11 protein-coding genes are annotated in these 14822 nt (G+C 44.9%); 4 read left to right on the forward strand and 7 right to left on the reverse strand.

Annotated features, from left to right (window positions below):
- Window positions 1-3: 3 nt before the first annotated feature.
- A complete protein-coding gene (locus CW735_RS00910) occupies window positions 4-399 on the reverse strand; it encodes a hypothetical protein (protein WP_198521023.1) in 396 nt (131 codons plus the stop codon).
- A gap of 583 nt (window positions 400-982) precedes the next feature.
- Here CW735_RS00910 and CW735_RS00920 point away from each other — a divergent pair.
- From CW735_RS00920 to CW735_RS00930, 3 genes are all read left to right on the forward strand, one after another.
- Entirely contained in the window at window positions 983-2020 is a 1038-nt protein-coding gene (locus CW735_RS00920) for an IS110 family transposase (protein ID WP_100970721.1), read from the forward strand.
- Between the two features lie 371 nt (window positions 2021-2391).
- The gene (locus CW735_RS00925) at window positions 2392-4233 is read left to right on the forward strand and encodes a bifunctional acetyl-CoA hydrolase/transferase family protein/GNAT family N-acetyltransferase (RefSeq protein WP_071978272.1); all 1842 of its coding nucleotides are present in this window, start codon (window positions 2392-2394) and stop codon (window positions 4231-4233) included.
- Entirely contained in the window at window positions 4230-5195 is a 966-nt protein-coding gene (locus CW735_RS00930; RefSeq protein ID WP_071978273.1) for a histone deacetylase family protein, read from the forward strand. The genes CW735_RS00925 and CW735_RS00930 overlap by 4 nt, the downstream gene beginning before the upstream one ends.
- Here the strand turns inward: CW735_RS00930 and CW735_RS00935 are convergent.
- From CW735_RS00935 to CW735_RS00945, 3 genes are all read right to left on the reverse strand, one after another.
- Window positions 5192-5929, reverse strand: a complete 738-nt coding sequence (locus tag CW735_RS00935) for a MauE/DoxX family redox-associated membrane protein (protein WP_071978274.1) — start codon at window positions 5927-5929, stop codon at window positions 5192-5194. The genes CW735_RS00930 and CW735_RS00935 overlap by 4 nt on opposite strands.
- A 148-nt stretch (window positions 5930-6077) precedes the next feature.
- The gene (locus CW735_RS00940; RefSeq protein ID WP_100970722.1) at window positions 6078-6599 is read right to left on the reverse strand and encodes a DUF6436 domain-containing protein; all 522 of its coding nucleotides are present in this window, start codon (window positions 6597-6599) and stop codon (window positions 6078-6080) included.
- Window positions 6596-8080 (reverse strand): methyl-accepting chemotaxis protein, encoded by a 1485-nt coding sequence (locus CW735_RS00945; protein ID WP_100970723.1) that lies wholly within the window; start codon window positions 8078-8080, stop codon window positions 6596-6598. Before CW735_RS00945 ends, CW735_RS00940 begins: the two co-directional genes overlap by 4 nt.
- 214 nt (window positions 8081-8294) lie before the next feature.
- On the opposite strand from CW735_RS00945, the gene CW735_RS00950 reads away from it, so the two are divergent.
- Complete coding sequence (locus CW735_RS00950; RefSeq protein WP_100970724.1) at window positions 8295-9182, forward strand: ATP-grasp domain-containing protein; 888 nt, start codon at window positions 8295-8297, stop codon at window positions 9180-9182.
- Between the two features lie 158 nt (window positions 9183-9340).
- On the opposite strand, the gene CW735_RS00955 is transcribed toward CW735_RS00950, so the two are convergent.
- The 3 genes from CW735_RS00955 to CW735_RS00965 all read right to left on the reverse strand — a co-directional run bounded on the left by CW735_RS00955 (window position 9341) and on the right by CW735_RS00965 (window position 14783).
- A complete protein-coding gene (locus CW735_RS00955) occupies window positions 9341-10939 on the reverse strand; it encodes a DUF3300 domain-containing protein (RefSeq protein ID WP_100970725.1) in 1599 nt (532 codons plus the stop codon).
- 147 nt (window positions 10940-11086) lie between these two features.
- Window positions 11087-11701: a GTP cyclohydrolase II gene (gene ribA / locus CW735_RS00960; protein ID WP_071978278.1), complete on the reverse strand. Its 615-nt coding sequence runs from the start codon at window positions 11699-11701 to the stop codon at window positions 11087-11089.
- Between the two features lie 280 nt (window positions 11702-11981).
- Window positions 11982-14783: an EAL domain-containing protein gene (locus CW735_RS00965; protein ID WP_100970726.1), complete on the reverse strand. Its 2802-nt coding sequence runs from the start codon at window positions 14781-14783 to the stop codon at window positions 11982-11984.
- Between the last annotated feature and the right edge of the window lie 39 nt (window positions 14784-14822).

Raw genomic sequence — 14822 nt, forward strand, 5'->3', positions numbered from 1 at the left:
ATTTCATAGCAATATGAATTTCGGCACGCTATTACACGCACTTTTACAAAAAGCGCCCACTTTATGTGGGCGTTTTTGTTTTGTTTGCCCAGCGAAGCTGGCAAACCCGTCAGGTTGAAAGAAACCTGAATCACCCTGACTGAGGGGAAGATAATCCGAATGGCAAGGGCGTTGTTGGCCAACGGCAGGGTCTGAAGGAAGCCATAGGAAGTTAGAGGTACACAACGCAAGTGAACCTGATTCGGCAAGACAGGAGGGTAAGCGTGCAAAATAGCGCGAAGCCCGATACTCAGTCAGTCCTGTTTTGTGTTTGAGGGTGGAATTTCTAACAGGGAGCCAGTGCAGTAACTGGGGAAGCCTGGCATTAGATCCAATCAAATGGTTGGACGTATCGTTCAAGGAGTGATCCAAGAATGTTGCGAGTGTGAGGTGGCATAACGTGGTTACCAGATAGAACCCGTAGTAGTGAGTAAGGCTAGGCCGATGAAAGCCAGTAATGGTGTGGAGGGTAAAACCAAGCCGACTATCAGCATTGTGTTTGATAGGATCTATTTTAGCCAAAAGCTTAAATGGATTGCGAAGGGGGGAAGCAGACTTTAAGACTCTGATGAGTTGTGAGTTTTTTTATCATTGATACACAAGCCGCCAGATCAGCGGGACAAGTCGAATCGGTGCGCTAGGAATAGTGATGTCTGGTGAGACAGGCCGTATATGGGAAGTAATTGTAGTCAAATTTGGTAGATTGCCTCAGTGCTAGAACGCCAAACCCTGCAATGAAAGTTACCACAATGTTAGAAAATGAACGATGTCCATAGGGCGCACGATACTAGATTGCAAATTAGCATTGTGTCACTTAGCAAGTGATATGAAGTATGCAGGAGCCGTATACGAGGCCCGTACGTACGGTTCTGTGAGATGTATGGACTCCCTTCCCTGAAAGGGGTACGGTCTTAATTGTCAAATTAGCCAAAGGGGTCCATACATGATTAAGAATACAATTATTGCAATTGACCTTGCAAAGCATTCCTTTCAGGTTTGCAAGTTCAACAGTGACGGAAAAATTGATTATAACAAAGCAATGAGTCGTAAAGCATTGATAGCACTTCTGGGAAACCATGTGTCAGCGTTAGTGGCAATGGAAGCCTGTGGTGGCTCGAATTACTGGGCGCGTTTAGCGAGGCGGCATGGTCATCAAGTAAAAATCATTCATCCTCGCGCAGTAAAAGGGCTGCAATTAAAGCAAAAAACAGATAAAAATGACGCCTACGCTATCGGTATTGCGGCTCAATTACCTCATATAAACTCTTGTGGCATCATGGAGGAAGATGAACAGGGTCTTCAGGCCCTGGAGCGGGTGCGAATGCTGCAGTTGGAGCAAAGGACGGCGTTGGCAAACCAGATACGAGGACTGTTGACGGAATTCGGGATTGTGATAGCAAAGGGGTTAAATCATTTAGTCACTGCGCTGCCTGACATTTTAGAAGATGCAGAAAACGGCTTGCCGATGAATTATCGTCAGGCTTTGGCTGCGCAGTCACAAATGTTACAACTCTATACGACTCAAATAGAAAGTTATGACAGGCTCATAGCAGAACACACGCGGCATAATCCTGTTTGCCAGAAATTAAGTAAACTCGAAGGCGTAGGCCCTTTGATTGCTTTGGGGTTAACCGTTCGATTGGGAAATGCGACAGAGTTCAATACAGGCCGGGATGCATCAGCATGCATAGGTTTGACACCGAAGCAGCATTCGACCGGCGGTAAAGAGCGATTGGGACATATTTCTAAAAACTGTGCAGATAAAAGATTGCGAAGTTTGCTCTATCAGGGAGCAATGTCGGTAGTGAATAAAGCAGTATCCAGAGAGCCTAAGACTGTGAAAGAGCAGTGGCTGAAGGCGTTAGTTGACCGAAGGGGAAAGAAGGTTGCTGCCATCGCGTTAGCAAATAAAACGGTGAGAACCGCTGTTGCTCTAATAAAGAATAATGACGATTACAATCCGATACTGTTAGCAGCCTAAGAGTTAGTAAATCAACAAATTGCGAAAATAAATGGTAAGACCAACCAGCAGAATTCAGCCAGTCCTCTCAAGTGACTAAACACTGTGTGTGAGAATTGAACTGTTGGTGCGTATACATCGAAGGGCAGGAGTAGCTCTCCATTTAAAGCCCGTATATAAGAGCGCATCTACTACTAATTTTTCAAAAGATGTTGATTACTTCAGGGAGTCCATATAAGAGGGATGAGGCGCAAGCCTCACCCTACTCGATCCGTGGAATGCTTTTAATAAGACTAATCGCTTAGTTGTTGGTTTTTTATAAGTGCAGGAAAGAGAGCGTTTTTATGGCATGATGAACGTAAGCTATCGTGATTTTACACAGGCAGAAGAAAATGGCATTTAGTCTACCTCAAGAGCCAGATTGGCCCTCTTTGATAAAATCCGGATGTCGGGTTTTTGTTGGCGGTAACGCGTCAGTACCTCACGCCCTAGTACAACACCTCATAGATAACAGCGAGGGTTTTAGCGACATCGAGTTAGTTCATATGTTGGCGTTAGGCGATACACGCTGGGTAAAAGAGGAATATAAAAACCTGTTTAAAGCCAACACCTTTTTTATCGGTGGAGATGCGGTAAGAAAAGCGGTGGATGAAGGACGGGCAGACTATACACCCGTATTTCTATCTGAAATTTCGAGCTTGTTCAGTGACGGTACATTGGCATTAGATGCGGCCTTAGTGAATGTTAGCCCTCCTGATGAGTTTGGCTACTGCTCGCTAGGTGCAGCGGTAGATATTGCAATGTCTGCACAGCGACATAGTAAAAAAGTGATTGCGCAAATTAACTCTCATGTCCCCCGCACCGCGGGTCATTCTTATATTCACATTAGTGAAATTCACGCCTGCATAGAGGCCGATGAGCCGCTGGTAGAAGTATCTACTCCTCCCATTGATAGTGTGGCTGAACGTATTGGTCAGTATGTTGCAATGTTAGTAAACGACGGCGCAACGCTACAGTTTGGGATAGGAAAAATACCGAGTGCTACGCTGAAATATTTATGCACGCACAAAGATTTAGGTATTCATAGCGAGATGCTCACCGACAGTATTATCGAGCTACTAGAGTCTGGCGCAGTCACGAATAAGAAAAAAACATTTCACCCAGGTAAAGTGGTGACTAGCTTTGCCATCGGAACTCGCAAGCTTTATGAGCTTATCGATAATAATCCGCACATAGAGTTTTATCCGAGCAGTTACGTTAATAAGCCTACTAATATCGCTAAAAATGACAACATGGTAGCCATCAATAGTGCCCTTGAAGTAGACCTCACCGGGCAGGTTGTTGCCGATTCTCTGGGCTACGATTTTTATAGTGGAATAGGTGGGCAAGTTGATTTTGTAACCGGGGCCTCAATCAGCAAAGGCGGCAAGGCTATTATCGCGTTACCCTCTACAGCGCAAAATGAAACAGTGTCGCGTATTACGCCAAAAATAAGTGAAGGCGCAGGTGTGGTTACCTCGCGAGGAAATGTGCAATACGTAGTGACCGAATATGGGATAGCGTCGCTAAAAGGTAAGAGTATTCGAGAAAGAGCGCTTGAACTCATTCGGGTTGCCCACCCTAAGTTTCGCTCTGCGCTATTAGAAGAGGTGCGCCAGCATTACTGGGTTCCGCACTACCAAGAAAAGTACCCTACCGATATTCCGGAACTCGGCGCTATTCAGCTTAAAAAACTCGATATTCGGGGCGAACGTTTTTATATGCGCCCCCTAAACCCTGCTGATGAAAGGCGACTGCAGGAATTCTTTTATTCCCATACCAAAGAGACGTTACGCCTTCGCTATAACTACGACCCTAAGCAAATGTCGCGAGAAAAATCATGTAATTTAGTGAGCGTGGACCAAAGTTCCGATGCGGCTCTTTGTATAGTTCGCCAAGAGGGCTCGCGTATCACTATTCATGCGGTGGGACGCTTTTATTTTAATCCTTCAGATAATACCTGTGAGGCGGCATTTGTTACCCGCGAAACACAACAGGGTAAGGGCATGGCGAAGTTGTTATTAAAAGAGCTCATTAATATCGCGAAAAAGCGCTCTATTAGCCAGATGATGGCATACGTGCGCGGAGACAATATGCCCATGATTACCATTTTTGAGCATGCTAAATTTAAGCGAAAATTTACCGGCGACCCGAGTGAGGTTGAGTTGGTACTTGATGTGGCGTCACTGACATGACTATAAAAATTTTCCGTGGCAAACACGGTACAAAACACGACTTAGGAAAAGAGCACCCAGAATCGCCAGACAGATTGTTTGCCATAGACGATCAGCTACTGTCCTCAGGGTTAGAGATGATTTGCGAGCACGGCGACGCTACACCTATTCCCGAAGCGTATTTATCGTTGGCACACGACCCTTATTACATAAAAAGTGTATTTGAACGTGCTGCGCAAGTTACGTTTAGTGACGATGAAAAAACGATGTATTCAGGCGAGAAGATCGCCACAGCATGGCTAGATGAAGATACCGGGTTAATGAAGTACAGTTTAGCCGCTGCCCTTGAGTCTGCGGGAGCCGGCTGTAACGCAGTAGACTATGTTATGGCAGGAACCGAGCGCCAAGCTTTTTGTGCTACTCGCCCGCCTGGGCATCACGCTACCTACGATAGTGCCATGGGTTTTTGCGTGTTTAATAACATTGTTTTAGCGGCGCGCTATGCATTGCAAAATTACAATTTGCAGCGAGTAGCGATTGTCGATTTTGATGTGCATCATGGCAATGGAACAGAGCAAATAGTGGCTGGCGATCAGCGCATAATGCTGTGTTCAAGCTTTCAGCATCCGTTTTACCCTCATAGCGGTGCACCGGTATCAGCCAGTAATATACTGGCAGTTCCCCTTGATGCGGGAATAACCGGCGACGTGTTCAGAGAAAAAGTACAGCATTGGTTTAGTGCGCTGACCAATTTTCAGCCTCAGCTTATATTGATTTCAGCGGGTTTTGACGCACATGCTGAAGATCCAATGGCTCACTTACGCCTCGTAGAAGACGATTATTTTTGGGTTAGCCAAGCGCTCAGGCGCGTTGCCGACACCTGCTGCGAAGGGCGCATTGTGAGTATGCTAGAGGGCGGATATGACCTTAGCGCCCTTGGCCGCAGCGTGGTTGCTCACTTAAAAGGGCTAAGCCAGCCCTAAAACGCGAGCATGTAAGTAGCCGCACCAACCATGGCAAGGTTTTCAGTAAGCGAAATAAAGCCTAGCGGCAAGTCTGAATTGCCGCCTACGCAGGCGCATTTTAGCTCTCGCTTATCAATGTAAACCGCTTTTATCACCGACACTGCGCCTACACTACCAATAAATAAGGAGATGGGGGCAACGATATAGGCAGGAAAGCTCGCTAGCATCCCAAGGCCGGCATAAGCCTCTGCAAACGGGTAGATATAGGCGTAGCGTAAATGACGCATTGCGAGTAGGTCGTAAGTGATAAATTGGTTAGAAAACGCCACTAAATCTTGAAGTTTCTGCATGGCTAACAACACCATGGTAATGCCAATAAACGCCATTATTGCCCGCTCTAGGCTAAAAGAAAATTCACCGCTCAGCATTATTGCGCATACCATTAGTGCGGCGAGTGAAAAGGTGACAATAATTGGCGTATAGCGAGACCCTTTGTCTTCTTCTTGCTCGAGATTAAAAAAGTCTCGTAAATCGTCGTAACCACCAATACGACGCCCTTCAATAAAGGTTTGTGGTGTGGTTTTTACGTCGTGCTCTGCCTTAAACGCGTCGGTCTGTTCTCTTGAGCTTAAGTGATTGTCGTCTACTTTATAGCCTTTTCGCTCAAGCAAATCTTTTGATTTTAGTCCGAACGGGCAGATATGCTCGTTGGTCACCATTCTATAAAGTGTCGCTTCTCTTGCTTTAGTCATGACGTACAATCCCCTTTGAAAGCTTTTCACATTTGCAAGTGGACAGTGCAATAGTTTCACAGTGAGTGAACAAAGACCTTCACTGTAGCCACTTGTGCGGCTAGTTTAGAATAACTTTGTGTAATAGAGCTGCACTACACGTGCCAACTCAGCAGAAGCAGCCGACAGCGTCGCTATTGATTACAGCGCCTACATAAGGCGTTTGGTGGGTATAGCTAGCTACCTGTTCAACGAGGTTTTTTCCCGTAAAGCATCCGTAACCGGTTGCATATGGGCCCACATAGCGTAGCTGATAGTTCTCATCGACAACAATAAGCGCAGGTACTGCGGTGAGGAAATCGCCAAGACCTCTCACGTTATCCAGCGTTATATCGACAATTTGATATTTAGATTCATCCAGCTTGGCAAGCAGCTGTGTTTGATGGGGAGTAGTCAGTGTTTCACAGTAACAATTATCCGATGCACCCACGTGAATAATACTGGCGCTAGGGATGTCGTTGCTTTTTAGCAGAAGCGTAAGCTGCGAGTCGAAATCTACCGACGTAGATTTGTGAAGTAAAATGCCGTCGGGGTCGAACTCAGACAGTTGCCGTTGGCCATAAACAAGCATGGCGGCCAGCAAGCTGCCTGCCCACACGACAAGCAGCGCCCAAGATAACCCTTTTCTCATTGCAGTTTGAAACGCTCAATGGCGGTGCGCATTCGCTGTGAAATTCCAGAGAGCACTTGCACTTCGCTGGCAAGTGATTCCGCCGTCGCGAGTTCCTCTGACGTGAATTCACTTAATCGCGCTGTGCTCTCTGCTATAGATGCCGACGCTGTTTCTTGCTCTACTGCTGACGTGGCAATTTCAGTCATACTTTCACTGGCGTTACCAATTTGCAGCATGATATCTGCCATGGCATTGGTAGCGCTTTCACTTGAGGTTACTGCCTCATCTACCAAACTAATGCAAGATTGCATTTGATCTACCGAGCTGGCTGTTTGCGAAACAAGTTGTTCGGTAATACTTGTAATTTGTTCAGCACTCTCTTTAGAGCGAATGGCTAGTGTACGCACTTCATCGGCTACCACAGCGAAGCCTCGACCGTGTTCGCCGGCTCGGGCAGACTCGATAGCTGCGTTGAGTGCTAGCAAGTTTGTTTGCTCGGCAACTGCAGTAATAGAGCGCATGGCGTCGGATATATGTGAACACTGTTCGTTTAATGCTGAGTTAGTTTTCTCGGCGCTTCTTAATGTACTTCGCAGCGAGTTGATAGTTGCGCTAGTGGTGCCGATAGAGTCTTTAGTAGCTTGTGATGACGCCTGAGCGGCCTGTGCCTTGTCGCTTGCAATGGTCGTTTGTTCTGTCGACATCTGCATTGTCTGCGCAATTTCTTCGGACGAGGCCGAGACCATAGCAATTTCTTGGTCCGTCTTATGGCTAATATCGAACATGTTATTTGCTGCATTTTCCATTTTTCCGCAGCCTGTTACTACGTCGTCAGTTAACGAAGAGGCAAGCTGGACAAGGTCTCTTACTTGGTCGATTAGCTCGCCAAATGGTCGCAACACTTTATTGTTTCTATCAATATCTACAGTGAGATCTAATTTATTGTCAATCTTTTGCATGTTGTTGATAGCAAGGGTGAGCTCTGCCGCACCAGCGCCTTCTTCATGCGCTACTTTAGACATGTACATGAGTACCGCACCTTCCGCCACAGCAAAAACGGCGTGTAAAAGTAGAATTGAGAAAGTGACATGACCTTCTTCAAAGATAAATAAGGACGCGCCGCTAGATTGTAAAAAGAAGAAACTAATATGGTGTACAGCCACTACGCCAGTACCTGTTGCAACCACTTTCCAATCTCTGAATACTGACAAAAACGCAAGTAGAACAAAAATTTCAAAATGCACTTCAATCAAGCCGAAAGACTGATGAATATGTAACGCTGTCAACAGTTGAACCCCAATAGCCATCGCGTGGCGACTTAGGGAGGAATAGGGCGACTGCATACTCAGCACTAATGGTACTGCGGCAATAGGAATACCAAAGATAAACGCAGGAAGGAGCTCACCAGTAATAAGACCAATAACAATAGCGATAATCAATTGAACAACAATGACTACGCGAAATATTTTTTGACCTTCTAAAAGCCAAGGATACTGCATATAGGTCTCCGCAACGTGTTTACACTAAAGTATAAGTTTGTACTGAAGTGTAGATGAAATAATTGAGGCTTGCTAAATTGGCGAGATAATAAACGAATCACTCATCCTTTAACATGTGACTTTGGTCTATTATTTAACGGCTATTCAGGCAGTTAACATGAGAAATTTTTATTAAAAAGCACTTATTCGAGGGTGCTTATTTTGAGAGCATTTTATGCCCCAGGTTGTTTTTCTTTCTACCGATAATCTTGAAGCGTTTTTTGTCTATGACGAATTGCTCATTCCTTATTTCAATGAGCTAGGGTGGTCGGTGACCACGCTCTCATGGCATGAGAAAAATGTTGATTGGAACCAGTTCGATTACGTAGTGGTTCGAAGTACGTGGGATTATCAACACCATGCTGATACCTTTGCAGGAGTATTAGAGATCATTGATAAATCTTCAGCGACTCTGTTAAACCCGCTTAAGCTCATAAAGTGGAACTTTGAAAAATACTATTTAAAAGATTTAGAAGCGGCTGGTCTTCCTGTTGTTGATACTTGTTGGGGGAGCGAATTTTCACCGCAGCATATCGAGGATGCCTTTGCGAATTTCGCCACCGATGAAGTGGTTGTAAAACCAACGCTAAGTGCAAATGCAGATAATACCTATCGAGTTTCCAAGGCGAGTAGTATGGAGTTAATGTCTTCACTCATAAATACCTTTTCTTCCCGCTCGTATATGATCCAGCCTTTTTTACCCACTATTGTAGAAGAGGGTGAATATTCGTTGTTCTATTTCGGTGGAATTTATAGCCACAGCATATTGAAGGTACCTAAAAGCGGTGACTTTCGCGTTCAAGAAGAACACGGAGGGCGGCTTCTCACTGTTGACGCGAGTGACGAACAGCAAGATATTGCGCAGCGAGCGCTGGCGGCAATGCCAACGGAAGCGCTTTATGCCCGAGTCGATTTGGTGCGTCAGCGCGATAAATGGGCAATTATGGAGCTAGAACTTATTGAACCTTCGCTGTATTTCAATTTAGATGCTGCTTCACCAGAGCGTTTTGTTAAGGCGCTATGTGAGGTAGCACGCTGCGATGGTTTTAATGTCGATAATTAGGTCGTGTCTAAATTAGCAGCCTAGCAGCGAATTGCAAAATGCGTATAACCAAAAGCTATAATAAGCGCGTTCTCGCTATTTTTGCGAGAACGCGCTTATAAAAACGTTGAGTTGTACTATATCCCTATAGCTATCTCTATCATCATTCCTGTAATTTTTTAACGCTTGTCTCGAGATACTCTTTGAACAGGCATTGAACGCTCAATTTTGCGAGAGCTACTTTGGTGAGATTTTCTACTTTGCACTCCACTGTTTTTACTCAATTGGCTGCTTGCTCGGCTGCTCATTCGACTGCTTATATGCTCATTACTGCGCGCCGGCTGCCTAGTTATCGTCCTTTTTTCTGGTGACGTACGTTTCTTATCTTGATACCGCGAAATTGCTTTCGACTCTTTAGAGCCTATTGTCGACTTCGTTCTTAAAGAGCCTCTATCTACCGGCTGATTCGCCTGTATTTTCGAACGGTTCACAATAGGTTGCGGCGTCACTTGTCGGTTATTTTTAGCACTAAGCGGTTGTTGTTTTATTCCCTTTGATGGCCCATTGGTATAATTATTTTTATGCTGATGGGCACGTTTAGTCGCGTTACTGTACTGGCGTTTATTGTCTTTTAGCTTGCCTAACATGGCTTCCCTTTTTTGGCTACTGGGGTTTTGCCTGTTGGGGTTCGCTATTGTGGCCTGACGCACGGCTTTGGGGTCACGATTCAGGGTACGATTAGAGCTCTGCTTTAGGTTTCTATTAACACTGGGACTTAAGCTATGGCCAACGTCCCGTCGCGTGCTGAGGTTCTTGTTATTGCCATAACTTTTTCCAATATGTTGTCGATGAGTACCGCGTTGCACAGCTTGCCCCCTGCGAGCAGAGCGATGCTCCCACCGTTGATAATCGTTGCTTATAACACGCTTAGGGTGACTGTCTTGATAGAGTCTGTTTACATAGCGCCTTGTTATGTTACGAGGTCGCACTGGTTGGCGGTGAATAACAACGTGGCGATTCTGCCAGTGCACCGCGCCAAAAAAGAAAGAAGCGGACAGTCTTATTTGGGGTGACCAAAAAACGTTTCTGTGCCTGTGATAATTCACATGATGTGACCATAGAACAGGTGCAATAGGGTGCCACCAATTACCGTAAACCGTGTGTGGATTATAATAAGGGACATACACTACCTCACGTTGGCGCGGCGCGATGTAAATAATCTCTCTAGAATTACTGCGCTCTGCTTCTACATCAATGTAGTCGTTGGTCTCTAAATTCCCTGTATTTCGGGCGTGCTGTCGCAATACTTGTACCCGATCTAACACTCTCTCCTGGCTAAGCAAAACGCTATCGCCAAGCTGCTGCAGCCATTGCAAGTCACTGGCCATGGTATTAAGTAAATCGGTAAATGGTGCGAGTGCTTTTACGCTAGGGTCCCAATCTACATCTTCAAGAACGTTTTCTACTTGCTCTGGCGTTAGGTGCTTGTTGCTCTGTCGCCATCTATCAGCTGAAACCACATCTAACGGATAGGTGGAGGCAATAAGAATATGGGTTAGCAGTGTATCTGGGTACAGCGCGATAGGCGCAAGAAGGCTGTCTAATTGGGCATCAGACGCGTAATCTTCACTCGCTGCTCCTGAGGCGACAGCACCTGAAACAGCAATACTTGAGGCGGCACTTGCAGTGACAGGCACAGAAGTATATTGAGCAAAGGCTGGTATTGTTGATACAACACTGCCTATAGCGATAACAGAAGATAGGGCTAAGTTTTTCATACATTCTCCTTACATTGCTTAAAGTCGCTTGATGAGCGACCGACAATGTGGGTAAGTCTGTATACGTTATAACCTGCCGTTAATTAACCTAAGCTGAATAAAAAACGCCCGCTAAATTGAAACGGGCGTTTTCATTATCATTTTATATTATTTAAACACGTGAGGGTCGAATGCATGCCCCAGCTTCTCTGTTTTGGTTTTTAAATACTGCTTGTTGTCCTTCGTAATGCCATGGTCAATAGGACGTCTAGACACTACATCAATACCAAGTGCTTCAAGAGCAGCAAGCTTTTTAGGATTGTTAGTCATCAACTCTACACGCTTTATGTTCAGCGTATCGAGCATGAGTTTACAGATATCATAGCTGCGAAGGTCGGCGTCGAAGCCTAAATGTTCGTTGGCTTCTACAGTATCCATTCCACTGTCTTGGAGATTATACGCACGGATTTTGTTGAGTAGCCCTATACCGCGTCCTTCTTGACGAAGGTAAAGCAATACACCGTAGCCGTTATCGACAATGTTTTGCATGGCTTTTTCTAATTGAAAGCCGCAATCGCATCGGGTACTGAAAAGTGAGTCGCCGGTAAGGCACTCTGAATGAATACGAATAGGGACAACGTCGCCTTCTTTCCAGCTGCCGTAAGACAGAGCAACATGCTCTTGGCCACTGGCTTCTACAAAACCATGGATTTTGAATTCACCAAGTCGTGTTGGCAATTTCGCTGAACTGACAAATTCGTATTTAGGCTGTTTGCTACTCATGTTACTTCTACGCTTAGGACAGTAGGCCATATGTGGGGATAATCTCAGCTTTTACAAGCCGGATATCGTCACTGATTGCTGCTGGGTTTGGCAGCACATTTGTTCGTCAATGTTACATTATATCATTTGTTGTGTGTATTGTTTTTACTGTGCAATCAAACGATAGAATTGTATTGTTTGGAGTATTATACGCATTTAGACGGGTTTTGGTGTGTTTGCCCTATCACTCTTTTTTATTTGTTAACCTGAGTCCTGTTTAAGGAAGGATTAAGGTTTGTTATTAAAGCGGAGTGAAATGGCGTAATGGTGCGGGCTTCGCAACTCCGTAGCCCTGAGCAAAGTCTATTCCCATATTACCAAGCTGAGTCATAGTGGCTTCATTTTCTACAAATTCTGCAACGGTTTTCATTCCCATAGCTTTCGCCACATCTTTAATCGATGCAACCATGGCGGTATCAATACTGTCGTTGAGCATGTCTTTAATAAACATTCCGTCTATCTTTACTTGGTCTACAGGCAGGCTCTTTAAATAGTTATAAGAAGAAAAGCCGCTACCAAAGTCGTCTAGCGCGAATGAGCAGCCTAAATTATTGAAGGTTTGCATAAATGCAAGCGTGTCGTCTAATTTGATGATGGCCACCGACTCGATTACTTCGAAGCAAATTTTATCGTGAGGAATGCCATAGGTTTCAAACGCGTTTAAAATAAACAGCGTAAAGTCTCTGTCTGTTAGCGAATGGCCGTTTAAGTTTATGCTGCAGCGTTTAAGTTTTTCGAGATGCTCGGGGTTTTCTGATAACCATTTAAAGGTATTAGTTACTACCCACTTATCCACATTAACATTCATTTCGAATCGTTCTGCAGTGGGCAGGAAATTAGCCGGCTCCACTATTTTTCCATTGGCTTCACGCAAACGCAGCAACACTTCATAATAGTAGCCATCGTTCGCTTTTGTAAGAGGTCGCAACGGCTGATAATAAAGCTCGAAGCGATTTTCTTCCAACGCGCCGTTAATGGTCGATACCCAGTCGAGTTCGCGCTGATAGCGCTGCATACTCTCATCGTTTCGGTTATATCTGTGTATCTGATTTCTACCCTGATCTTTGGCAAAGTAACATGCAGCATCAGCCATGCTTAAATATTGCCCTGCGCTGACAGAAGCGTCGTCACAGACAACCATGCCAATGCTAACCCCCAAATTGAAAATTCGGTTATTCCACATGAAGCGGTAGTCATGTACCACATTGAGTATGTCTTCTGCATTAGAATATACGGCATGCTCTTCAAGTTCGGTATAAATGACGCCAAACTCATCACCTCCTAGCCGAGCTAAGAGCGCATTACTGGAAAGCGTATTTTCAATTACCTTCGCGATATCTTTAATTAACACATCCCCAGCTTTATGACCGCAGGTATCGTTTACAATCTTAAACCTGTCTAAATCTAAATATAATAAGCACACTGGGGGCGTTGATGGCGACGCTACGTTTTTCTTAAATTCAGTCTCAAATTGTCGGCGATTAAAGGCACCGGTTAGCGAGTCGTGGGTAGCCAAATATTGCAGGTTAAGGTCGGACTGCTTTTTCTCCGTGATATCGATAATTGAACCAAAAATGCGAGGGCCGTCGCTTTTCTCCTGCATTCGGCAGGACAGTGACACCCAAAATTCATCGCCATTTTTGCGCTTAGCCCTTATTTCCTTTCCGGTTAAATGGCCACATTGTGACAGTTCACCAAGTAGATGCTGCCTGTCTTCAGTATTTGCGTAAAACGCGAGAGTACTTTCTCCCGTTGCCAGCATATCTTCTTCATCATCATAGCCAAACAGCTTATACATGGCTGGGTTTACCGACAGCAAGGTACCATCCCACGTAGAGGTGTAATGACCTTCAGCAGAATTCCTAAAGAGGTCATAAAATTGATTTAAGTCGGTAATTATTTCTTCTTTTTTAACCAGCTGTCTGCGGTTGTATAACTTCTCTTTTGCGATAGCCGCCATTCCAAAACACAGCAAACTAAAAGCGCTGAAAAACAGCATAGCTAGCATGACGTCGAAGGTGTAAACCATGAGGTGATAAAGGCCTTGCACACACAAGGCCAACAAAGCGAAAAGGGAAAGCCAGCCGATAGAAAAAAAGCGGCCTGTTTGCTTATTTTCATTAAACACGATGGCCAGTAAAACCTGGCACAAACCCACTGCCGCAAAGACAATGAGTAGTATAAATACCGCCTGAGCAGGTGCGACAAACAAGCAATATAAACCAGCTAGTGCAACGGCGAAATTGATAGTGCGCAGATGTATTGGAATACGGGGAAAGAGGTGATGCGTAACTTTTGCTAAGCACAGCAGCAGCATAGTGATGCTAGCGGTAAAAGCCAATTCTGCGGCATTGGTTAGGCTAGGCCAAAATCCAAGACCGCTTTGAAAAATCAAAAACGTAGCCAGCATGGCGACAGTTGCCATGGTAAGCCAAAATCGGGTAGCTATGCGCTGGTGAAAATAAGACAGTAAAAAATACGCGATAATAAGTGCAAATACTCCCAATATTGCGCCCAGCGTCACCAGCATATTTTTATCGTATTGTTCGAGTAAACCCCTTTGCCAAAGAGTGATAGGAATGTGAGTTAACCCATTGTCTTTAATTCCTATCAGTACCCTTACATTTTGGTAGGGTTGTAGAGTGAAAGCTTGGCGAATAGTTGGCGCTGGCTGTGGCAGCGAGAGGTCTCCTTTTCCTGCCTGATAACGATAAGATTTAATGATACGGTTATTATCATTGAGCAGATAAATCTGTAAATCGTCCAGGTTTAAGCGATCGACATTAAGTACTAAGGAAATGGCACTAAAACCTGTGTGATTGATGTTAGCTGACATCCATAATCGTGAATTCGCTATAGATGTTTGAGGCGTTGCGAAAGAACGAGTGCCTTCTAGAATATCGAAATAGGTAGCGGAGTTGGCAGCGTAGGTAGTAACGGCGTATTCATTAATAAGCACCTTTTCAAAAGACTCATCAATGGCAATATCTCTGACACTAGCTGTTGCGACGCCGCAGAAGCTAAAAAAATCAGCGTTACCCATACCAACGCAAAGAGGCCAGTAATGTTGTTATTGTCTGTT

Source organism: Alteromonas sp. MB-3u-76 (assembly GCF_002831605.1).
Classification (GTDB): domain Bacteria; phylum Pseudomonadota; class Gammaproteobacteria; order Enterobacterales; family Alteromonadaceae; genus Alteromonas; species Alteromonas hispanica.